The organism is Streptomyces sp. NPDC054842 (assembly GCF_053611025.1).
The window spans coordinates 77,863-99,496 of sequence record NZ_JBSGZN010000019.1; the positions used below are offsets into that span (position 1 = coordinate 77,863).

At 72.5% G+C, this 21,634-nt stretch carries 22 protein-coding genes; 7 read left to right on the forward strand and 15 right to left on the reverse strand.

The window, feature by feature from the left end:
- Positions 1-28: 28 nt before the first annotated feature.
- Genes ACWGIS_RS17240 through ACWGIS_RS17255 form a run of 4 tightly spaced genes read right to left on the reverse strand, consistent with a single transcriptional unit; the run spans position 29 to position 2,502 of the window.
- Positions 29-406, reverse strand: a complete 378-nt coding sequence (locus tag ACWGIS_RS17240) for a PRC-barrel domain-containing protein (protein WP_453363249.1) — start codon at positions 404-406, stop codon at positions 29-31.
- Positions 393-818 carry a hypothetical protein gene (locus ACWGIS_RS17245; protein WP_453363250.1) on the reverse strand — a complete coding sequence of 142 codons (426 nt, stop codon included), beginning with the start codon at positions 816-818 and terminating at the stop codon, positions 393-395. Before ACWGIS_RS17245 ends, ACWGIS_RS17240 begins: the two co-directional genes overlap by 14 nt.
- Positions 818-2,047, reverse strand: coding sequence for an NRAMP family divalent metal transporter (locus ACWGIS_RS17250; protein ID WP_453363251.1), 1,230 nt, complete (start codon positions 2,045-2,047; stop codon positions 818-820). Before ACWGIS_RS17250 ends, ACWGIS_RS17245 begins: the two co-directional genes overlap by 1 nt.
- On the reverse strand, positions 2,044-2,502 hold the full coding sequence (locus ACWGIS_RS17255; protein ID WP_453363252.1) for a hypothetical protein: 459 nt from the start codon (positions 2,500-2,502) through the stop codon (positions 2,044-2,046). The genes ACWGIS_RS17250 and ACWGIS_RS17255 overlap by 4 nt, the downstream gene beginning before the upstream one ends.
- A 507-nt stretch (positions 2,503-3,009) precedes the next feature.
- On the opposite strand from ACWGIS_RS17255, the gene ACWGIS_RS17260 reads away from it, so the two are divergent.
- The 3 genes from ACWGIS_RS17260 to ACWGIS_RS17270 all read left to right on the forward strand — a co-directional run bounded on the left by ACWGIS_RS17260 (position 3,010) and on the right by ACWGIS_RS17270 (position 4,885).
- On the forward strand, positions 3,010-3,276 hold the full coding sequence (locus tag ACWGIS_RS17260; RefSeq protein WP_453363253.1) for a hypothetical protein: 267 nt from the start codon (positions 3,010-3,012) through the stop codon (positions 3,274-3,276).
- Positions 3,277-3,431: 155 nt separating this feature from the next.
- Entirely contained in the window at positions 3,432-4,034 is a 603-nt protein-coding gene (locus ACWGIS_RS17265; RefSeq protein WP_453363254.1) for a DUF2243 domain-containing protein, read from the forward strand.
- Positions 4,034-4,885, forward strand: a complete 852-nt coding sequence (locus ACWGIS_RS17270; RefSeq protein WP_453363255.1) for a cytochrome c oxidase assembly protein — start codon at positions 4,034-4,036, stop codon at positions 4,883-4,885. The genes ACWGIS_RS17265 and ACWGIS_RS17270 overlap by 1 nt, the downstream gene beginning before the upstream one ends.
- Before the next feature lie 278 nt (positions 4,886-5,163).
- Here the strand turns inward: ACWGIS_RS17270 and ACWGIS_RS17275 are convergent, their stop codons facing one another.
- The 4 genes from ACWGIS_RS17275 to argG form a co-directional block, all read right to left on the reverse strand.
- On the reverse strand, positions 5,164-5,454 hold the full coding sequence (locus ACWGIS_RS17275; protein WP_453363256.1) for a hypothetical protein: 291 nt from the start codon (positions 5,452-5,454) through the stop codon (positions 5,164-5,166).
- Between the two features lie 149 nt (positions 5,455-5,603).
- The gene (locus tag ACWGIS_RS17280) at positions 5,604-5,792 is read right to left on the reverse strand and encodes a hypothetical protein (protein WP_453363257.1); all 189 of its coding nucleotides are present in this window, start codon (positions 5,790-5,792) and stop codon (positions 5,604-5,606) included.
- A gap of 260 nt (positions 5,793-6,052) precedes the next feature.
- Entirely contained in the window at positions 6,053-7,354 is a 1,302-nt protein-coding gene (locus ACWGIS_RS17285; RefSeq protein ID WP_453363258.1) for a PP2C family protein-serine/threonine phosphatase, read from the reverse strand.
- Positions 7,355-7,618: 264 nt separating this feature from the next.
- A complete protein-coding gene (argG, locus tag ACWGIS_RS17290) occupies positions 7,619-9,064 on the reverse strand; it encodes an argininosuccinate synthase (RefSeq protein WP_453363259.1) in 1,446 nt (481 codons plus the stop codon).
- A gap of 250 nt (positions 9,065-9,314) precedes the next feature.
- Between argG and ACWGIS_RS17295 the strand changes: the two genes are divergently transcribed.
- Both ACWGIS_RS17295 and ACWGIS_RS17300 read left to right on the forward strand, forming a co-directional pair.
- Entirely contained in the window at positions 9,315-11,024 is a 1,710-nt protein-coding gene (locus ACWGIS_RS17295; protein ID WP_453363260.1) for a RecQ family ATP-dependent DNA helicase, read from the forward strand.
- Positions 11,025-11,090: 66 nt separating this feature from the next.
- Positions 11,091-11,330 (forward strand): hypothetical protein, encoded by a 240-nt coding sequence (locus ACWGIS_RS17300; protein WP_453363261.1) that lies wholly within the window; start codon positions 11,091-11,093, stop codon positions 11,328-11,330.
- 114 nt (positions 11,331-11,444) lie between these two features.
- Here the strand turns inward: ACWGIS_RS17300 and ACWGIS_RS17305 are convergent, their stop codons facing one another.
- On the reverse strand, positions 11,445-12,635 hold the full coding sequence (locus ACWGIS_RS17305; RefSeq protein ID WP_453363262.1) for an amidohydrolase: 1,191 nt from the start codon (positions 12,633-12,635) through the stop codon (positions 11,445-11,447).
- A 192-nt stretch (positions 12,636-12,827) separates the two neighbouring features.
- Here ACWGIS_RS17305 and ACWGIS_RS17310 point away from each other — a divergent pair, with 192 nt between their 5' ends.
- Positions 12,828-14,291, forward strand: coding sequence for an aminotransferase class I/II-fold pyridoxal phosphate-dependent enzyme (locus tag ACWGIS_RS17310; protein ID WP_453363263.1), 1,464 nt, complete (start codon positions 12,828-12,830; stop codon positions 14,289-14,291).
- Positions 14,292-14,447: 156 nt separating this feature from the next.
- Here the strand turns inward: ACWGIS_RS17310 and ACWGIS_RS17315 are convergent, their stop codons facing one another.
- From ACWGIS_RS17315 to ACWGIS_RS17330, 4 genes are all read right to left on the reverse strand, one after another.
- Positions 14,448-14,987: a GNAT family N-acetyltransferase gene (locus ACWGIS_RS17315; RefSeq protein ID WP_453363264.1), complete on the reverse strand. Its 540-nt coding sequence runs from the start codon at positions 14,985-14,987 to the stop codon at positions 14,448-14,450.
- A 129-nt stretch (positions 14,988-15,116) separates the two neighbouring features.
- Positions 15,117-16,310, reverse strand: coding sequence for a carboxylate-amine ligase (locus ACWGIS_RS17320; RefSeq protein WP_453363265.1), 1,194 nt, complete (start codon positions 16,308-16,310; stop codon positions 15,117-15,119).
- A 237-nt stretch (positions 16,311-16,547) separates the two neighbouring features.
- Positions 16,548-17,324 carry an alpha/beta fold hydrolase gene (locus ACWGIS_RS17325; protein WP_453363266.1) on the reverse strand — a complete coding sequence of 259 codons (777 nt, stop codon included), beginning with the start codon at positions 17,322-17,324 and terminating at the stop codon, positions 16,548-16,550.
- A 232-nt stretch (positions 17,325-17,556) separates the two neighbouring features.
- Positions 17,557-19,947: an ATP-binding cassette domain-containing protein gene (locus ACWGIS_RS17330; protein WP_453363267.1), complete on the reverse strand. Its 2,391-nt coding sequence runs from the start codon at positions 19,945-19,947 to the stop codon at positions 17,557-17,559.
- Positions 19,948-20,448: 501 nt separating this feature from the next.
- Between ACWGIS_RS17330 and ACWGIS_RS17335 the strand changes: the two genes are divergently transcribed.
- Positions 20,449-20,739 (forward strand): zinc-ribbon domain-containing protein, encoded by a 291-nt coding sequence (locus tag ACWGIS_RS17335; RefSeq protein ID WP_453363268.1) that lies wholly within the window; start codon positions 20,449-20,451, stop codon positions 20,737-20,739.
- Between the two features lie 67 nt (positions 20,740-20,806).
- Here ACWGIS_RS17335 and ACWGIS_RS17340 read toward each other — a convergent pair whose 3' ends face one another.
- Both ACWGIS_RS17340 and ACWGIS_RS17345 read right to left on the reverse strand, forming a co-directional pair.
- Positions 20,807-21,061: a helix-turn-helix domain-containing protein gene (locus ACWGIS_RS17340; protein ID WP_453363269.1), complete on the reverse strand. Its 255-nt coding sequence runs from the start codon at positions 21,059-21,061 to the stop codon at positions 20,807-20,809.
- Positions 21,061-21,558, reverse strand: coding sequence for a DUF2975 domain-containing protein (locus tag ACWGIS_RS17345; protein WP_453363270.1), 498 nt, complete (start codon positions 21,556-21,558; stop codon positions 21,061-21,063). The genes ACWGIS_RS17340 and ACWGIS_RS17345 overlap by 1 nt, the downstream gene beginning before the upstream one ends.
- Positions 21,559-21,634: the final 76 nt, after the last annotated feature.

Below are 21,634 nucleotides of genomic sequence, written 5' to 3' on the forward strand. Positions count from 1 at the left end.
AGTCGATGTCGGGTGCGACGGCGGGAACTCAGTCGTTCCACTCGTGGTGAGCCCGCTCCAGGGGCAGGAGCTCGTCGGCCGTCGTGGTCAGTCGCAGGGCCCCGCGTTCCCCCACGGCGGCCGCCGGCCGATGGTGGGCGACGCGGTCCCAGGGCACCCAGCGAGCCCGGCGGACGGACCTGCGGGTCAGCCAGGCCAGGGGCCGGGGGCCGTGGACGGGCCGGTGGTCGTAGGCCAGCAGGCGGCCGTGCCACCGCAGGGCCACGACCAGGCCCTCGACACGCAGGCGCGTTCCCGTGTCATGGCCGGGGGCCTCGACCTCGACGAGTCGGACGTCGCTGACATGTCCGACCTCCCGGCCCGCGGAGTCGGTGACGAGGGCGCCGATCAGGTCAGCCAGCCGCACGACCGGCTCCGGGCAGCCGTCCGATGACGTTGTCGCGCGTCCAGTCCTCCAGGGCGTGGACGCCTCGCCCCTCTTCGAGCGGGGCGACGGTGACGACCGCGCCGATGCCGGTGACGGCGGCGAAGTCCAGACGCGCGGCGCCCTCGTCCCTGCTGACCTTCAGCCGCCGCTGGACGGCGGCGAGGAGCCGCGCGGGCTCGCCGCCCAGCCTGGGGGCGAGAGCCTGCGGCCCCACCAGGATGGCGGTCACGTAGGGGCGGCCGTGCTCGTCGTGGGCCAGTTCGAGATCGTCGACCTTGCACACCGGCCGGCCGTCATGGTCCACGACCTGCCGGTCGAGCAGGTGGAAGTGGGCGCTGTAGGCGCGGCCGGGGCGCCGCCCGTCCGCCTTCCCGTCTTCCCGGTGCGTCATCACAGACCTGCTTTCGTGGCGATCATCAAGGGGATGGCGGCCACCGCGGCGATCATTACGATGACGAGGTAGAGACCGCCCATGACATTGGCGAAGCGGCCGTTGACCGCGTCGCCCATGTATTCGGGGTCGTTGGCCACGACCAGGATGGGGAGGTAGGTCAGCGGCAGCGCCACGGCGGCGAACACCAGCGAGTACTCCGTCACCATGACCGGGTCCACCCCCGTCAGGATCAGCATCATCCCGGCGATCAGCGCCACGATCACCACCGCGTGGAACCGGGACGCGGTACGCGGAGCCGCCGTCTTCCCCCAGGTCCACCCGAAGTACTGGGCCACGGTGTACCCCGACGACAGAGCCGTCTCCAGCGCCGCCCCGAACGTCGCGGCGAAGACTCCGAGGAGCACCAGCGCGAGACCGATCTTCCCCAGCGCGTACGCCACCGGCAGCACGACCTGCGACAGGTGCTCGACGGCGATCCCGGCCGGGTGCAGCAGCAGCGCGGCCGCGCTCATGATGGCGAGGGCCAGCAGTCCGCCCAGCGGAAACCCGACGAAGGCGTTCATCCGGGCGGTCGTCAGGTCCTTGCGGCTCCACCGTTCCTCGATGCCGCCGGAGGAGAAGAAGAAGACCTCGTACGGTGTCATGGCGCTGGCGAAGAGGGCGATGCCGTAATAGAAGTACGTGGGCAGCCCTTCACCGCCGGGGAGTTCGGGGTGGGTCATCCGGTGCAGCACACTGCCCCAGGACGGGTCCAGCCGGAACACGGCGACCACGAAGACGATCAGCGCCAGGCCGGCGAAGCCGAACACCCGCTCCATGGTCTCGAAGCGGGTCCGCCAGATGACCAGCCACACGGCGAGTCCGGCGCCGGGCACCCACAGCAGATAGGCGACCGAGCTCATCAGTTCGACGGCGAGCGCCACACCGGCCAGTTCCGCCGCCAGCGTCAGCCCGGTCACGAGCACCGAGCCGGTCAGGTTGGCCAGCGCGACCCGGGGGCCGAGGCGTTCCCGCACGAGGTCGAAGGTGGGCCGTCCGGCCACCGCGGCCACCCGGCCGGCCATCTCCGCGTAGACGCAGATGCCGATCACTCCCAGCACCAGCACCCACACGAGGGAGAAGCCGAAGCGGGCGCCGACCAGCGACGAGGCGACCAGGTCCCCGATGTCGACGAAGCCCCCGATGGCGGTGAGGATGCCGAGGGTGACGGCGAAGAAACGCTTCACGGCGTCAGCTCCCTCTCCAGCCGGTCCAGCCGGTCGGCGAGAGCGGGCAGTTCCCGCGCCTTCTCCGGCAAATCCCTGACCTCGCCCCGGCGGGCGGCGATGCGCAGCCCGGCCAGGGCGTCGTCCGCGTCCTGGAGGACCTCGCCGAGCCGCTCCCGGACGGCGTCGGCCTGCTCACTCGGCGGCTGCCGGGACTCGAAGGTGTCCTGGGCGGCCAGGAGGTCGGACTCCGCCTCGCCGAGGAGCGTGGAGACGTACGGACCGCTGACGTCGCCCCGGCCGGCCGCCCGGACACCGATCAACGCGGTGTTCACGGCGGAGGCCGCCGCCTCCGCGGTGTTGGCGGCCTTGCTGCGGTAGTCCTCGTCCGAACGTGAGGATCCCGCGCATCCGCCCAGCAGCACCACGACGGCCAGGACGCTCGCCGCGGCCGCCGTCACCCGGCCGGTGCTCACCGGCCCCGGCCGACGAAGTACAGGCCGACGGCGACCAGTGCCGCCAACTGCGCCCAGGCCGCCAGGAGCACCAGTCCCTGATCCATGGGTCCTCCCGGCCTCGCCCTGCCGAACCGGCCGTGTGCCGGGGTCCGTCCGTCGGATCCCGGTGGCCACGGCACGCCCTCTGGTATGTCCGTCACCTCATGCGTGTGCCCCGGAGATCGAACGATCCGAGCACCTCCCACCGGGTTTTGCCCACTCTTGGGCACACCGGCCCGCGACGCCACCGGGTGGCGAGTCGGACGCCCGGAGACCGGCACACCGTCACCGCGTCGGCCGACCTCCGGCGCGGCGGACGTGCCGGCCCTTCTAAGGAGACCGACGTGGTGGTCACACGTCGACCGGCCTGTGCGCCGACCGCACCAGCGACGCCGGCCGCGCCCCGCTCACACCGCCGACGGCCTCCGTCACCTGAACTCGCCCACCCGACGTGCAGAGCGCCGCCACCCGACGGAGGCTGAACCCATGGAGATCATCGCTGTCCAGGAAGCCGACACCCAGCCCGCCGACGACGCCGGGCCCGGCGACGCCCTTCCGCCCACGCCGACCGTCCACGCCGTGACCGCCGACCCGCCGGGTTCGGGGCAGCCGGGCGCCACCACGCTCTGCGGCACGCCCACTTCCGCCATGAAGCGGCTCGCCTACCAGCCCGCCGGCCCCGACTCCTGGTGCCCGCCGGACCAGTACGAAGCCAAGTGCGCGCGCTGCGACTCCACCTTGCACAGCGCCTGACGTCCACCCCGGCACCCGTCGCGGAACGGGGGTGAACGCGAGGGCCGTATCTGGCGCGAAAGGACGCGGGCCGTACGCGAAATGAGTGATTGAGTCGGTCCGGTAGGGCAACCGTGTCCGGGAAACGCGTACGCCGACGGAACGGAGAACGGGTGATGGCCACCACGACAGAGCCAGGCCGAGGCCGAGCCGCCGAGACGGAGCCGAGCAGTCTGCGGCTGCCGGGGATCGTCCTCGGAGTGGGACTCGGCGGGTTCGTCGACGGCATCCTGCTGCACCAGCTTCTTCAGTGGCACCACATGCTCACCAGCACGAACCACGACCGCATCGGGGTGAAGTACTACGACCCGGACACCGTGACCGGGCTGGAGATGAACACGGTCTGGGACGGCGTCTTCCACACCGTCTGCTGGATCGCGGTCATCGCGGGCCTGGGCATCCTGTACGCGCGGGTCACGCACAACCGGCGGGCGGTGTGGGCCTCGCGGGTGCTGTGGGGGTGGATCCTGGTCGGCTGGGGGCTGTTCAACCTGGTCGAGGGGCTCCTGGACCACCAGATCCTCGGCATCCATCACGTGCACGGCGGCCCGCACCAGGCCTGGTGGGACGCCGCGTTCCTCGTCCTGGGCGGGCTGCTGGTCCTCGGGGGCTTCCTGCTCCAGCGCGGCGGCCGGTTCTTCGACCCCGCCGGTCCCGGCGGCGCCTCCGCCGGGACGGGTGTCCCCCGCGGCGACGGGCCGGCCGGAGGCCACGCCTGATGGACGGCATGCAGCACATGGAGCACCACCACAGCACCGGGCAGAACCTGCCGGGAACACTGCCGACCGTCCTGGTCCTGCTCGCCGCCGCCGCGGGTTACCTCCACGCCGTCCACCGGGCCCGCCGGCGCAACCCGGCCCTCGGCTGGAACCACTGGCGGTCGGCGTCCTTCCTCACCGGACTGGCCGTCCTCGCCGTGGCGCTGCTGCCGCCGCTGGGCCCGGCGGCGCACACCGACTTCCGCGGACACATGGCGCAGCACATGCTCATCGGCATGTACGCGCCGCTGGCGCTGGTCCTGGCGGCGCCCGTCACGCTGCTGCTGCGCGCCCTGTCCCCCGCACGGGCCCGCAAGGTGACCGCGGTACTGCACAGCCCGCCCGCGAGGGCGGCGGCGCACCCCGCGGTGGCACTGGCACTGAGCACCGGCACGCTGGCGGCCCTGTACTTCACTCCGCTGTACAACACCGCCATGGGCCATCCCGCGGGGCACTGGCTGCTGCACGCGCACTTCCTCGCGTCCGGGTGCCTGTTCGCCTACGTCATCGCCGGACCCGACCCCGCGCCGAGCAGGCCCGGCGTGCCCGCCCGGCTCGCGTACCTGGGCGCCGCGGTCGCCGTGCACGCCCTGGTCGCACAGGCCATGTACGGCGGCTTCTTCGTCGACATCCACGCCCCGGTCGGCCAGGTCCGGCAGGGCGCCGAGATCATGTACTACGGCGGGGACATCGCCGAACTCCTGCTGGCCGCCGCGCTGGTGGCCACCTGGCGGCCCGAGCGGCGCACGAGGGCCGGCAGCCGCTCCCGACCGCACCACCACCACTTGGAGCCGACACACGCGCCGGGCTGAGCGACCTCGGCCGACGACGGGCGCTCACGGGCCTATGGGCTCACGGGCTCAGACACCGCTACGACGGCGTTCGTGCGGGAGCGCCCGGTCGGCGTTCGTGCGGGAGCGCCCGGTCGGCGTTCGTCGCGCGAGCGCCCGGTCGGCCGCAGGTTGCCGTTCCCTCGGCAACGAGTCGGGATCGGTCCGGACTCCACGCCGGGAGCGCTCGTGGTCCCTTACATGCCTGACGGCCGGCAGCCGGCGTGCTCCAGCACGCGGCGACCGGCCGTCGGAATCCCTCAAGCGCTCGCGTGACGCCCCGCGGCCACTCCCCGCGCGCCCGCGTGACGGCCGCCGCCCGCGCCCACGGGCCGCCGGCGCCACAGCCACAGGGACGTGACGGACAGCAGGGCGGTGAACACCACCACGAAGAGCACGGACACCCACATCTGCCGGCTTCCGGGATGCTCCCGTCCCAGCCAGATCGCCGAGGCCGCCCACACAAGGACACTCGCCGCGTAGAACATGCGGATCCGGCGCAGCTGACGCACCGCCCGCAGGGGAATGGAGTGATCGTTCCTCGATGCCATGCGGCCCGTGTACCCACAAATGCGCCGCCCATCGGACCGAGGGCGACGCATCGTGGGGAAAGCGGCGGACAGGTGCCCGCCTCATGAGGCGCGGGCGTGACGGCACGGGGACCGAGGCCCGCCGCGCCCCGGAGCACGCGAGCCCCGCATCAGCCCGCGTGGTCCCCGCGCCCTTCGAAGTCCCGCCGTACCGCGGCGCCTTGGTCCTCGACCAGCCCGGCCTCGTCGGGCAGTTCCAGTACGGCGCCACAGTGGCGGCAGAGCCTTCCGTCCTCGGCGGGCGTACCGCACGCCTTGCAGAACCGGTTGAGCTGCTCGTCCTCGTTTGCCTTCGTCACGGTGACTCCCTACGTGGTGAACGGTGCAGGACGCCGGTTACCCCCGCCGCGCACGGTGATTCACGGTCCGGCGCCGGCCGCCCGGACGAGGCGTTCGGTGAGCGACCCCGACCGGCCCGGGCACGTGGACGCGGTGGCGGACGGCTGGGCGGTCCGTCACGCGGTGCGGAGGAGACCCGGGGCCGGGGTTTGCGGAGCTTACGACGGCAACTTCCCGCTCCACGCGCCCGCTTGAGCCCTCGGCGCGCCCGGGACTCCCGTCAGAACGGCGGCGTCGGGGAGGGCGAGGCGTCGGCGAGGTCGGCCCCGGTGTCGGCGTACCTGCGGGACTGCGCGACGCCGTGCCAGTCCAGGCACATGATCGTCGCGTCGTCCTCCAGGTGGCCCGCGTTGGCGGCGACGACCTTCGCGATCATCGTGCGGGCGGCCTCCCGCGGGTGCAGGTCGCAGGTCTGCTCGATCAGGCAGCTCAGGTCCACGCCGGTCGCGCTGCGCTCCAGCATGCCGTCGGTGACCATCACGAGCCGGTCACCGGGCCGGAGGTCCAGCCGCTGCACGTGGTAGCCGTGCGGGAACTGGAAGCCGAACGGCATGTCGATGTCGACCCGCAGTTGATCGACCTTCCCGTCACGCAGCCGCAGGGGCCATGGGTGGCCCGCGTTGACGAACTCGTTGGTGCCGTCCAGCAGGCTGATGCGCAGCAGCTGGCCGGTGACGTAGCTCTGCCGGCCGTGCTCCAGCATCGCCTGATGGGCCTGCCCGGCCTGTTCGACGAGGTCCGCGCCGGCCCGTCTGGCCCGCCGCAGCGCGCCCACGGCCAGCGTGGCGAGCAGCGCGGCGTCGACGTCGTGGCCCATGGCGTCGGTGACGGACAGCTGCACGGTGTCCCGGTCGATGACGTAGTCGAAGGTGTCGCCTCCGACGTGGTCGGCGGGTTCCAGCGCCCCGGCGACCGTGAACTGCGCGGCCTCGCAGGCGAGGGAGGCGGGCAGCAGGCGGTGCTGGATCTCCGCGGCCAGGCTCAGCGGGCTGGTGCGACGGCCCCACTGGTACACGTCGGTGAAGCTGCGGTTCGCGATGACGATGTAGGCCAGGGCGTGTGCCGTTTCGCCGATCTCCCGCATCGCGGCGGCGTCGGGTGGCGAGGCGAGGAAGAGTTCGAGAAGCCCTATGGCGTCGCCGCGATTGGTGACGGGGGCGATGACACGCACCGTGCGGCCGTCGTCGAGGTTCTCCGTGGCGCTCTGCTGGGTCCGGATCACCTCGTCGTAGAGGGTGCCGGGCAGGTCGATCCGCCGCGCGGGCTCGTCCGTCTCGACGGTTCCGGCGGCGCCGAGGCGCACCACCGAGGCGCCGGTGAAATCCGTGAGGAGGAAGGACACCGCCGTCGCGTCGAGGCGCTGTGCGAGCATGCGGGCGACGACGTCGAGTGACTCCACCGGTGCCGCGGACTCCGCGGCGGCGAGCACTCCGGCGAGGCCGATGGTCCCGTCGGGTGCGTCGTCGGCCGGGGCGGCCCGGAACCGTTCGCTCGGGGCGGCGTCCGCCGGATGTGCGCTCACGTATGGGGTCTCCCGTCGTCCGACCGCCCCGGATCCGCCTCGACCAGGAGGACGCGGGGCCGGTCGCGATGAGGGACCTCGACGCGCACCGGCGGTGACAGTCTTCCACTCCAGTGCCCCGCCGTGGCCTCTTCAGTCGACGAGATCCACGTGAACCGCTGCTCGAACCGCTGCGCGGCCGGGCCGGGCCGGCGCCGCGGCACCGGCCCGTCGTTCTTCGTGTGGCGGCTCGGTGTTCCGACCCCAAGTCCGCGGCGTACCCGGTCAGTCCGTGCCCGACTCCATCGCGGCGCGGTCCAGCAGCTCGTCCTCGGCGGACACCTCGCCCCGGGAGGCGATGGCCTCGGCGCCGCCCTCGGGCATGGCACCGATCAGTCCGGTCGCGGCGGCCTGGGCGGCGCCGATGGCGGGGTTGGCGCTGCCGATCAGGCCGAGCCCGGCGTACTGCTCCAGCTTGGCGCGGGAGTCGGCGATGTCGAGGTTGCGCATGGTGAGCTGGCCGATGCGGTCCACCGGGCCGAACGCGGAGTCCTCGGTGCGCTCCATCGACAGCTTGTCGGGGTGGTAACTGAACGCGGGGCCGGTGGTGTCGAGGATCGAGTAGTCCTCGCCGCGGCGCAGGCGCAGGGTGACCTCGCCGGTGACGGCCGAGCCGACCCAGCGCTGGAGGGACTCCCGGATCATCAGGGCCTGCGGGTCCAGCCAGCGGCCCTCGTACATGAGGCGGCCCAGGCGCCGTCCCTCGTTGTGGTACTGGGCGAGGGTGTCCTCGTTGTGGATGGCGTTGACGAGGCGCTCGTAGGCGGCGTGCAGCAGCGCCATGCCGGGGGCCTCGTAGATGCCGCGGCTCTTGGCCTCGATGATGCGGTTCTCGATCTGGTCGGACATGCCGAGGCCGTGCCGGCCGCCGATGGCGTTGGCCTCCATCACCAGGTCGACGGGGGAGGCGAACTCCTTGCCGTTGACGGTGACCGGGCGGCCCTGGTCGAAGCCGATCGTGACGTCCTCGGCGGCGATCTCGACGGACGGGTCCCAGAACCGCACGCCCATGATGGGTTCGACGGTCTCCACACCGGTGTCGAGGTGCTCAAGGGTCTTGGCCTCGTGCGTGGCGCCCCAGATGTTGGCGTCGGTGGAGTACGCCTTCTCCGCACTGTCGCGGTAGGGCAGGTCGTGGGCGACCAGCCACTCCGACATCTCCTTGCGGCCGCCCAGCTCGGTCACGAAGTCCGCGTCCAGCCAGGGCTTGTAGATCCGCAGGTGCGGGTTGGCGAGCAGGCCGTAGCGGTAGAACCGCTCGATGTCGTTGCCCTTGAAGGTCGAGCCGTCGCCCCAGATCTGCACGTCGTCCTCGAGCATCGCCCGGACCAGCAGGGTGCCGGTGACGGCGCGGCCGAGCGGTGTCGTGTTGAAGTAGGCGCGCCCGCCCGAGCGGATGTGGAACGCGCCGCAGGTGAGAGCGGCCAGGCCCTCCTCGACCAGCGCCGCACGGCAGTCCACCAGGCGCGCGATCTCGGCGCCGTAGGTCTGCGCGCGGCCGGGCACCGAGGCGATGTCGGGCTCGTCGTACTGACCGATGTCGGCGGTGTAGGTGCACGGGACGGCGCCCTTGTCGCGCATCCACGCGACCGCGACCGAGGTGTCGAGGCCGCCCGAGAAGGCGATTCCGACGCGCTCGCCGGCGGGAAGGGAGGTGAGGACCTTAGACATAGGAAGAGTATGCACCCTCTCGCATGGTCATGCAAAGCCGCTTGCGGCGGTACGGGCGGTGGTGGTCATGGAACACACGCCGGCGCCGGGACCCGCCGCGGTCCCGCCGCCTGATGGTCGCGCTCGGTGGTGACGCGTACGGTCCGGGCCGGCGCACTTGGACATGTGTTCAGGGGGTACCTGGAGGCTTCCGTCGCGCGAGGTGCCTCGCGCGGCGGCAGTCGACGGTGGACGGGTGAAGGAGCGGGGCATGGGCCGAGAGGCAGCGACCACGGGCGGCGGACAGGCGGCCCGGTTGCGGGAGACCGCCGCTGAGGTGTTCGGCTGGGACACCCTGCTGCCCGAGCAGCTCACCGCCATGGAGTGGGTCCTCGACGGCCACGACACCCTCGTCGTCATGCCGACCGGCGCGGGCAAGTCCGCCGTCTACCAGTTGCCGGCGGCGCTGCTCGACGGCCCGGTCGTGGTCGTGTCACCGCTGCTCGCACTCCAGCGCGACCAGATCGCCGGGCTGCCGGACGGCGACGGCTCGCCCGGCGCGGTCGCCGTGAACTCCGACCTCGGGGCCGCCGCGACGGAGGCCGCCTGGGAGTCCGTGGCCCGCGGCGAGGCCCGCCTGCTGTACCTGTCTCCCGAGCAGCTGGCCCGCGACGACGTGATCGAACGGCTGGCCGCGCTGCGTCCCGCCCTGTTCGTGGTGGACGAGGCGCAGTGCGTGTCCTCGTGGGGTCACGACTTCCGGCCCGACTACCTGCGCCTGGAGCAGGCGGCGCGGCGGGTGGGCCGGCCGCCGCTGCTCGCGCTGACCGCGACGGCGGCGCCCCCGGTGCGCAGGGAGATCGTCGAGCAGCTCGGCATGGACCGGCCGCGCCTGATGGTGGCCGGTTTCGACCGCCCGAACATCCGGCTGGAGGTGCGCCGCTTCCTGGACGAGGACGACCGGCGCCGGGCGGTCGTCGAACGGGCCGCCGCCGAGCCGAAGCCGGGCATCGTCTACGCGGCGACCCGCAAGGACACCGAGTTCTTCGCGGGCGAGCTGGCCGCCCTCGGACTGGCCGCCGAGGCCTACCACGCCGGACTGCGCGCCACCGAACGCTCCCGCATCCACGACGCGTTCCTGTCCGGCGACGCCGACGTGGTGGTGGCGACCTCCGCGTTCGGCATGGGCATCGACAAGGAGGACGTACGGTTCGTGCTGCACGCCTCGCTGCCGGGCTCGCTCGACGCGTACTACCAGGAGATCGGCCGCGGCGGCAGGGACGGTGAACCCGCTCTGGCCGTGCTGCACTACCGGTCCGAGGACACCGGCATGCAGACGTACTTCGCCGCCCGCTCCCCCAGCCGTGACGTCCTCGCCGAGGTGGCCGACGCCGTCCACGAACACCGGTCGGACCCGGCCGGCGTGGAGGAACTGCGCAGGGCGACGGGACTCTCGCGCAACCGTGTCACCGCGGCCGTGAACCTCCTGGAGGAGGCCGGCGCCGTGACCACCGGCGCGGAGGGCGAGGTGCACCCCGCGCCCGCCACCGACCCGGACGACGCGGCGGAACAGGCCGCGCTCACCGCCGACGCGCACCGCAGGACCGACAAGTCCCGGGTCGACATGGCCCGCTCGTACGCCGAGACGACCGGCTGCCGGCGGCACTTCCTGCTCGGCTACTTCGGCGAGGCGTACGAGACGCCGTGCGACAACTGCGACGTGTGCGAGGAGCGGGACGGCGACGACGTGTCCGGGGACGAGCGGCGGTCCGCCCACCCGGCGGTCGAGGACTTCCCCGTCGGCGCCGAGGTGCGGCACGGCCACTGGGGGGACGGGACCGTCCTCAGCGAGGACGGGGACCGCATCACCGTCCTGTTCGACCAGGCCGGCTACCACACGCTGTCCCTGGAAGCGGTGGCCGGCCGTGACGACCTGCTCACGGTGGTGCGCAGACCCGGAGAGGAACAGGCGGCCCTGTGAGCGTGCGCCGTTTCCGGACCCCTGCGTGGGGAACTTGACGGAGCCCGAGCCGACGAAGGGACGGACATGACCGGCAACGAGGACAGGCAGGACGACCGTTACGCGCGAGCGCGCGACCAGGACGAGCCGGGCTCCCACTCGGGCGCGGAGCGTCAGGCACAGGAGCGGACGGTCCCGGGCACCGCGAGCGCGCGGGAGGGCTACGGCCCGGACCGCGGCATCTCGGCGGGCGATCCGCTCGAGGGGGTGGAGCGGCACGACCGGGAGCGGGGGACGGACGCCGAGGACGGAAGCGAGGGCGGCTGACCGCCGCCACACCGCCCAGGGCGGGCACGGCACCTCGCGTGCCCTGGGCGCCCGGCCGCCGGGCGGGTGCGCCCCGACCGTCGGCCGGTGCCTCCCCGTCGGCCGTGCACGGGCTCAGTGCCCGCCCGCGGCCGGCGCGCGATGTCCCGACCAGGCCCGTTCACGAAGATCCGCGCTGAGCAGGACGTCCGCCGCCGTGCACGCCAGGGCCTCCGTCGACGCGAGCAGCACCTCGCGCGCACGCTCGGAGGCGGCGGCCGCAGCGAACTCCGGAGTGTGGTCGGAGGCGTCCTCCCCCATGATCGCGACGAACGGATGGATGGCGGGCACGCGCGTGCTGACGTTGCCGATGTCCGACGAGCCCAGGTAGACGCCGGGGGTGGGCGCTGCGAGCGTGATCCCGGCCCGGTCCAGATGCGCGGCGAACCGCTCCGAGAGGGTGCCGCTGTCGCGGAAGTGGTCGTAGCGGACGGTGACGCGCTCCACCTCGGCGCGGGTGCCGGTGGCCCGGGCGACTCCCTCGGCACAGGTGTCCAGTTGGGCGACCAGGTCCGCCAGGGCGTCGGTGGTGGCGGCGCGCAGGCCGAAGCGGCCCTCGGCGTACTCCGGGACGATGTTCGTGGCGGTGCCGCCGTGGGTGATGATCCCCTGGATGTGGGACGCCTCGGGCAGCCGGCGGCCCAGGGCGTGCAGCACGTTGAACAGCTCGACGAGTGCCGCGAGCGCGTCGATGCCCTCCGTCGGATTGCCCGTGGGGTGCGCCGCGCGCCCGTGGAACCCCACCCGGTACTGCACCTGGGCCGTCAGCGGCGCCCGCGTCCAGCTGTACACCCCCGGGTGGAACATGAGAGCCGCGTCCACGTCGTCGAAGACACCGGCCTCCACCTCGACGGCCTTGCCGCCGCCGCCCTCCTCGGCGGGCGTCCCCACGGCGAGCACCGTCCCGTCGCCGGCGTCGAGCACGGCACCCGCGGCCAGGGCCGCCCCCAGTCCGGCGGCGGCGATGAGGTTGTGGCCGCACGCGTGCCCCAGGCCCGGCAGCGCGTCGTACTCCAGCAGCAGCGCGACGGTGGGACGGCCCCGACCCGAGCGCGCGGTGAACGCCGTCGGCAGGTCCGCCACCCCGCGCTCCACGGCGAAGCCCTCGCGTTCCAGCGCACCCGTCAGCAGCGCCGCCGCCCGGTGCTCGTCGAAGGCGTACTCCGGGTCCGCGTGCAGACGCAGCGCCACGTCCCACAGCGCCTCGGCCCGGCCGGCCACCTCCTTGCGGATCCGCTGGTGTACGTCGTCGAGCGTGCGGTCCATGGGGACTCCTCGGGGCCGGGGTGCGGTCGTACGCCTGTCGGAAAGCGGGTTCCACCGTGGGGGTGCTCGACACCCGCGAGGTTTCGATCACGGCGCGGGTGCAACTCGTGAGGTGTGCTTCAGGCCGTCGGCCGGCGGTGCGAGGACGCCCGGCCGAGACCGGGGCACGCCGGAGACGACGAGGGAGAAGAGATGGACCACTCGCGCGCGCCCGTCCTGGAAGCACTGGAGGAGTTCCGCCGCCGGGGAGACGTGGCCTACGGGCCGCCGGGACACAAGCAGGGCCGTGGGGCGGACCCCAGGGTGGCCGAGATCGTCGGGATGGACGTCTTCAGGTCGGACGTGCTGTCCCTCAACGGCCTGGACGACCGCCGCCAGTCGCAGGGCGTGCTCAGCCAGGCGCAGGACCTGATGGCGGACGCCGTCGGCGCCGACCAGGCGTTCTTCTCCACCTGCGGCAGTTCCCTGTCGGTCAAGACCGCCATGCTGTCGGTCGCCGGGCCGGGCGAAAAGCTGCTCCTGTCGCGCAACGCGCACAAATCCGTGATCGCGGGCGTCATCGTGAACGGGGTGCAGCCCATCTGGGTGCACCCCAAGTTCGACTCCGAACGTCACCTGGCACATCCGCCGGAGCCCGACGACGTACGCCGCAGGCTCCAGGAGCACCCCGACGCCAAGGGCATGCTGCTGATCACGCCCACCGACTGGGGCAGCTGCGCGGACATCCGGGGTGTGGCGCGGGTGTGCCACGAGTACGACGTCCCGCTCATCGTGGACGAGGCGTGGGGTGCCCATCTGCCGTTCCACCCCGACCTGCCCGCCTACGGCATGGACGCCGAGGCCGACCTCGTGGTGACCAGCGTGCACAAGATGGGCGGCGCCATCGAACAGAGCTCCGTCTTCCACCTCCAGTACGACCGGATCTCTCCCGAGGTCCTCAAGCAGCGCGAGGACCTGCTGGGGACGACGAGCGCCTCGTCGCTGGTGTACGCCACGCTCGACGGCTGGCGGCGCCAGATGGTCGAGCACGGACACGAACTCCTGGACGCCGCGATCCGGCGCGCCCACCGCATCCGGGCCGTGGCGGAGGATCTCGACGGGCTGCGCCCGATGGGCCGGGAGATCGTCGACGAGGGGTTCACCGCCGCCTTCGACCCGCTCAAGATCGTGATCGACGTCCGGGAACTGGGCATCAGCGGCATGCAGGCGGCCGAGTGGCTGCGCCCGCACTGCCACGTGGACGTCGGCGGCTCGGACACCTGCCGCATCAGCGTGTCGATCACCCACGCCGACGACGACGAGACCGAGAAGATCCTCACCGACGCGCTGCGCACGCTCGTCGACAACGCCGACTCGATCGAGCGTCAGCCGCCCGTACGGCTGCCGGCGCCCTCGGCGCTGGAGCTGGAGCAGGCGATGCTGCCGCGCGACGCGTTCTTCGCGCCCGCCGAGCACGTGCCCGTGGAGCGGGCGGCGGGCCGGATCTCGGCCGAGACGATCAGCCCCTATCCCCCGGGCGTGCCGGCCGTGGCACCCGGCGAGGTGATCACCGACGAGGTCCTCGACTACCTGCGCAGCGGCGTCGAGCACGGCGTCCTGATCCCGGACGCCGCGGACTCCTCGGTCAAGACGCTGCGCGTGGTGGCCCGCGACTGACGACACCGCGCGGGCTCCAGGTCCGTGCACCCAGGACCCGGCAGCGACGCCGGGCGGCGTACGAACCCATCGTCGTACGAGCCGTCCAGGCAAGCGCCGAACGGCCTCTCCGGCCCTCGGATCAGCGCGATTCCGGCGCTGATGCGGGGGCCGGCGCTACGCGTCCGGGGACCGCACGCCGAACCACTGCTCGGCACCGAACTCCTCGAACCGGTCCGCTTCCGTGAACCCCAGCTCGGCCGCGAGGCGCATCGACGGGGTGTTGGCGGTCTGGGTGCAGAGGACCACCGGCTCGCCGGGGACCACGGCGGCGAACCAGGCCAGGGCCGCCGTGCACGCCTCGGCGGCGTAGCCGCGTCCCCACGCCTCGGGCAGGAGCAGGTAGCCGAGTTCGGCCTCTCCCCCGTCAGGACGGACATGCCCCGGACGCTCCGCGTCGCGCCGGTCCAACGTGACCGTGCCGATCATCGTTCCGTCGAGTTCGACGACGAAGACACCGGGGCGCCGCCCGGGCACCTCGGGCACCGCGCGTTCCAGCTCCTCGCGCGGTCGGGCGCCGCCGAGGTAGGTGCTCACCTCCGGTGAGGCGAACAGCTCGATGAACGACGTACGGTCCCGGGCCTCGGACTCGCGCAGGACGAGCCGTTCGGTGCGTATCGGGGCGGGCGGCCAGCTGACGGGCCCGAGTTCAGCCATGGCGGGGAACCTGTCGCACGGCCCGTGAGGGGATCAGGGCGCGGCCGGTGTCCGCACACGCTTCGCCCGTGGCCACGCCGGTCCCTCCCTCCGGTCCCCCGGCTGACTCCGACTCCGCCCCTTGTCTCGTCAGGCGCCCTGGATGCGGGCCGCGTCGGGGCCGTACGGGCCTTCCGAGTCCAGACGTGGCGGCGGGCTGATGCGGGCGCGTTCGCCGTCCGCGGGTCGGGCTGCTTTGCGGTCGCCTCGGGTTTCGGCGATGGCGAGGTCGACGCAGGCGAGCAGGTCTTCCTGGTCGGCGGTCTGGCGCATGCGGTGGGCGGCGGTGCCTTCGGCGAGGGCTTCCTGGGTGAGGGTGTGGACGGTGTCCCAGTCGCCGTGGGCCTCCAGGTGTGGCCGCACGCGCTGGAGGAGGGTGTGGATGACGTGGGCGGCGGGGGCCTCGCGGCGGGTGGCGGGGTCGATGAGGCCGTCTTCGAGGCCGGAGCGGGCGGCCCGCCAGGTCGCGGCGCGCAGCCATTCGTGGCGTCCGTCGCAGGCGGTGCCACGGCTCTCGAGTCGCTCTCGGGCCTGGGTGACCAGGGCGCGGAAGAGACCGGCGATCAGGACCACGGTCTGGGCGCGGGGGCAGGCGTCGCAGATCCGCAGTTCGAGGGTCTGCTGGTGGGCGGAGGGCCGGACGTCGTAATAGATCATGCCGGCGTCGCTGATGACGCCGGTGTTGATGAGGTCGTTCACGGCCGAGTCGTAGGCGGCGGCGTCCGCGAAGCAGCCGACGGGTCCGGCGGTGGGCCAGCGCTGCCACAGCATGGTGCGCCAGCTCGCGTAGCCGGTGTCGGCGCCCTGCCAGAACGGGGAACTGGCCGACAGTGCCAGCAGCGGCGGCAGCCACGGCGAGACCTCGCACATGACCCGCACCGCCGTGTCGCGGTCCGGCACGTCCACATGGACCTGCGCTCCGCAGATCAGCTGCTCGTCCGCGACGGCCCGGTACTCGTCCACCATGTGCCGATACCGCACACCAGGGGTGGCCGGGACGGCCGACGTACGGCGGACCAACGGCACCGTTCCGGCGGCCACCACGGCGAGTCCCTGGGCGGAGGCGGCCGTGTCCAGCTGGCGCCGGCTGCCGAGCAGGTCGGCGTGCAGGTCGTCCAGCGAGCCGTGCACGCCACTGTTCGTCTCCACCACGGACTGCTTCAGCTCCGTGGTGAAGGTCCGCTTGGGGAGCCGTTCGAGCAGGGAGCCCGCTCGGGGCACCAGGAGGCCGGTCTCCACCTCGACTACGTGGAACTCCTCTTCCACTCCCATGCGCACGGTCACGGCCACTCCTAGGGGTGAGGGGCGCCGTCGAGCGGCCCGCTCCGCAAATCCGAGCGCCGCCGACTGCACGAGGCGGTCGCTTGTGCAACTCGGAGTGCCCCCATGAGCGCCGAATATGCGTGCGGGGCACCACCGGGAGACCGGCAGCATGGATGAGCGGCACCCGTGGCCGACTGTGCCGACGCGGACGTCCGTACCGCCTCTTCGGTCGGCGCGAGGGCCCGGTGAACCGCCCGTTCAACTCCGGAAACCGGTGATCAGCCGCGCCAGGACGGCGGGCCGGCTGAAGTGCACCGCGTGGGCCGCGGCAGGCACGACGACGAGACGGCCGTCGGCCGGTGCGGCGGCCACTCGCTCGGCCCAGGGGTGCGGAGCCACGCGGTCACCGGCGCCCCGCACGACCAGGACGGGCACCCGCACCGCGTGCAGCCTGGCCCTGAACGGTCCCAGTGCCTCGCGCCGGGCCTGCTGGAACCCCGCGACGAAACGCGTGATCCCGTTGACGAGATAGTCCGCGGCGACCAGCAGGAGCAGCGCGAGCGGCTCCCTGGGCGCGTCGGCCACCAGACGCAGGAACTGCCGCCACGGTGAGGGGTGTGCGGTGTCCAGGGCGGGCCCCACCAGGACCAGGCGCTCCACCCGGGCGCCGGGCGCGGCGGCGAGCGCCACCGCCACCTGGCAGCCCACCGAGTTGGCCACCACGACGCAGGGCCCGATGCCGGCGGCGGCGTGCCAGCGCCGCAGCGCGCGTACGGTCGTCGCCGTGTCCGGGGCGCGCCGGGACGCGGTGCGGGAGCGGGCGTTGCCCGGCAGGTCGGGCACCAGCACCCGGCGTCCGGCCGCGGCCAGTTCCCGGGCCAGCGGGTAGAAGTAGCGTCCGGAGAGCCCGAGGCCGTGCAGGAGCACGACGACGGGTTCCCTCGACGGCCACGGCCCGAAGCGGCGCGTGTACAGGCCCGCGACGCGCGTGGCGTCGCCGTCCGCCGGTCCCTGGCCCCCGGGCGACCACCGCATCCGACTCCTCGCTCCCGGTCCCCTCGCCGCGCTCGCCTTCCCACGGTCAGGACCGCCGTACCCGCTGCACCGTCCGCAAAGGGAACGCCGGCAGGCGTCCGTCGCGCTCGCTGCGAGATTGCATCCCCGTGGAGGTACCCCCGAACCGGCCGGATACGGCCCCCTGCCGCAGGTCCGCGGCAGGAGGCGGCGGTTCGAACCGCCGCCCCCTAAGGCTCGCGTGCGCGTGCTCTCAGCCGCCGACGTACTCCGCGAGGTGTTCGCCCGTGAGGGTCGAGCGGGCGGCGACGAGGTCGGCGGGGGTGCCCTCGAAGACGACGCGGCCGCCGTCGTGGCCGGCGCCCGGGCCGAGGTCGATGATCCAGTCGGCGTGGGCCATCACGGCCTGGTGGTGCTCGATGACGATGACCGACTTGCCGGAGTCGACCAGTCGGTCGAGCAGGCCGAGGAGTTGTTCGACGTCGGCGAGGTGCAGGCCGGTGGTCGGCTCGTCGAGGACGTAGACGCCGCCCTTCTCCGACATGTGCGTGGCGAGCTTGAGGCGCTGGCGTTCGCCGCCGGACAGCGTGGTGAGCGGCTGGCCGAGGCTGAGGTAGCCGAGCCCGACGTCGGCCAGGTGGGTCAGGATCTTCTGGGCGGCGGGGGTGCGGGCCTCGCCCTCGGAGAAGAACGCCTCCGCCTCGGCGACCGGCATCGCCAGCACCTCCGCGATATTGCGCCCGCCCAGCCGGTATTCCAGGACCGACGCCTGGAACCGCTTTCCCTCGCACTCCTCGCAGGTGGTGGCGATGCCGGCCATCATGGCCAGGTCCGTGTAGATGACCCCGGCGCCGTTGCAGGTGGGGCAGGCACCCTCGGAGTTGGCGCTGAACAGCGCCGGCTTCACGCCGTTGGCCTTGGCGAAGGCCTTGCGGATCGGGTCGAGGAGTCCGGTGTACGTGGCCGGGTTGCTGCGCCGGGAACCCTTGATGGCGCTCTGGTCGACGGTCACCACGCCGTCCCGGCGGGCGACCGAGCCGTGGATCAGCGAGCTCTTGCCCGAGCCGGCGACCCCGGTGATGACGGTGAGCACGCCGAGCGGGATGTCCACGTCGACGTCGCGCAGGTTGTGCTCGGTGGCGCCGCGTACCTGGAGCGCGCCGGTCGGTTCGCGCAACGCGCTCTTGAGGACCGCGCGGTCGTCGAAGTGGCGGCCGGTCACCGTGTCGCCGGCCCGCAGCCCCTCGACGGTGCCCTCGAAACAGACGGTGCCGCCTCCCGTACCCGCGCCGGGTCCCAGGTCGACCACGTGGTCGGCGATCGCGATCGTCTCCGGCTTGTGCTCCACGACCAGGACCGTGTTGCCCTTGTCGCGCAGCCGCAGCAGCAGGTCGTTCATCCGCCGGATGTCGTGCGGGTGCAGGCCGATGGTGGGTTCGTCGAAGACGTACGTGACGTCGGTCAGCGCGGAACCGAGGTGGCGGACCATCTTCACGCGCTGCGCCTCACCGCCCGACAGCGTGCCCGCCGGCCGGTCGAGCGAGAGGTAGCCGAGCCCGATCTCGACGAACGAGTCGAGTGTCTGCCGCAGCGTGGCGAGCAGCGGGGCCACGGACGGCTCGTCGAGGCCGCGGACCCAGTCGGCCAGGTCGCTGATCTGCATCGCGCAGGCGTCCGCGATGTTGGTCTTCCCGATCCGCGACGAGCGCGCCGCCTCGTTGAGCCGGGTGCCCTCGCACTCGGGGCAGGTGGTGAACGTCATGGCCCGCTCGACGAACGCCCGGATGTGCGGCTGCAGGGCTTCCTTGTCCTTGGACAGGAACGACTTCTGGATCTTCGGGATCAGTCCCTCGTACGTGAGGTTGATGTTGTCGACCTTGATCTTGGTCGGTTCCTTGTACAGGAGGTCGTGCAGCTCCCTCTTGGTGAACTTGCGGATCGGCTTGTCCGGGTCGAAGAAGCCGCACCCCTTGAAGATGCGTCCGTACCAGCCGTCGACGCTGTAGCCGGGGACCGTGAGCGCGCCCTCGCTCAGCGACTTGCTGTCGTCGTACAACTGCGTCAGGTCGAAGTCGGTGACGGTGCCGCGCCCTTCGCAGTTCGGGCACATGCCGCCGGTGACGCTGAAGCTCCGCCGCTCCTTGACCGTCTTCCCGGCGCGCTCCAGTGTGACCGCGCCGGCTCCGCTGATGGAGGCGACGTTGAAGGAGAACGCCTGCGACGAGCCGATGTGCGGCTTCCCGAGCCGGCTGAACAGGATCCTCAGCATCGCGTTGGCGTCGGTGGCGGTGCCGACCGTGGAGCGGGAGTCGGTCCCCATCCGCTGCTGGTCGACGATGATCGCGGTCGTCAGACCTTCGAGGACGTCGACGTCGGGCCGGGCGAGCGTGGGCATGAAGCCCTGCACGAAGGCGCTGTAGGTCTCGTTGATCATCCGCTGCGACTCGGCGGCGATGGTGCCGAAGACGAGTGAGCTCTTGCCGGAGCCGGAGACGCCCGTGAACACCGTCAGTCGGCGCTTCGGGATCTCGATGCTGACGTCCTTGAGGTTGTTCACGCGCGCGCCGTGCACGCGGATCATGTCGTGGCTGTCCGCGGCGTGCGGCGCAGGCGACTGCGTGTCCGTCCTCGTGGCCCTGCTCATCGTTTCTCCATCTCCCGGTGGGACCGCCCGCACGGTCCCCGTCGCATGGCAGTCACGGTAGGCGCCACCCCCCGGTCGGCGCTTCTCGAATACTGATCTCTTCGGAGAGTCCGCCTCGCCCGTGGGGACATCTCCGGTCATTCGCGCCGGCCCGCGGGCGTGACGGGCGACGGGCACCCGGCGGGCGGCGGGCGGCGGGCGGCGGGCGGCGCTTGGCGACCGCAGTTTCGGTGGGCCGCTGGTCCGCCCGGATTCAGGTGCCGCCTGCCAGTGGACGTCCGGCGGTCGTACGGATGCGGACGCCGTCCGGGTCCCGCGGTCGTCCGGGTCCCGCGGCCGTGCGAATTCGGCCCGTGAGCGGGTCCGGTCGGTGTGCGCCCGCTGCGCATCGCCACCTCGCTTCGACCGGGGCCGAGCGGCATGAGACCGTCCTGTGTGAACGCACGCTTCGTCACGTGCTCAGGAGAGCCGGCCACCGCCGGACCGGGGAAGGGTCACATCATGATCATTTTTGGCACCAAGGGATATCTCTACCAGCTGGCGATACTCACCCTCGTGTGCGGCCGGTGCGGGAACCCCTCCGCGCACACGCTCCGCAAGCGCGTCACGAAGTTCACCCTGTTCTTCGTGCCGCTGTTCCCCTTCTCGACGAAGTACCAGACGCAGTGCACCTTCTGCGGCGCGGAGCAGAAGGTGACGAAGGAGCAGGCGGCGCAGCTGGAGGCGCAGGCCTCCGGCGCGGCCACCGGCCAGCCCTACGGACAGCCGCAGCAGCAGCCGTACCAGTCGTGACCCCCCGGTGGGGCGGCCGGTGTCCGGCGGCCCCACCCGGCGACCTCCCCGCCCGCCACGGGGGAGGTCACCCCTCCGCGGCCTCCGCGACCGGTACAGCCTCCCCCTCGCTCCCGGGATCGGCCTCGTAGCGCAGCAGGTCCCCCGGCTGGCACTCCAGCGCCTCGCAGAGCGCGGCGAGCGTCGCGAAGCGCACCGCCTTGGCCCGGCCGTTCTTGAGCACCGCGAGATTGGCGGGAGTGATCCCCACCCGTTCGGCGAGTTCGCCCACGGACATCTTCCGCCTGGCCATCATCACGTCGATGTCGACGGTGATCGGCATCAGATCACCTCGTCCAGCTCGGCCCGCATCCGCGCCGCCTCCATGTCGCGCGCGACGGCCTGGGCGAGCAGCGTCCGCAGGACGAGCACGATGAGGGCGACGCCGAGGACCGCCACGCCCACGCCGCCCAGCAGCAGGACCACTCCGGGGGCGACGGCCTCGCCGGGTGCCAGGACGACCCCGAGCAGGAACACCAGGAGCGCCGCCGCGACGACCGCTCCGAGCACGACGTCCACGTGGCGGAAGGCGCCGTCCGAGAACACGGTCCCGCGGCGCACCATCGTCACCAGCCGCCATACGCAGACCAGGACGACCTGGACCGCAACGATGCCGAGGACCGTGATCACGAGGAACGGCACGCGGGGGAAGTCGAGGTCCTCGTCGACCCCGCGCAGGTCGGCCGCGAGCAGGGGCACCATCACCGCCTGGACGAACACCGAGCCCGCCATCAGCACCACCAGCACGGCGCGCAGGGCGCGCACAGTCATCACTCCCATAACTCTCCCTCGATCGACCAGCGATGGAAATCTATCGAATTTCGATAGGTTAGGGCAAGCGCTGGGCCCCGACGGG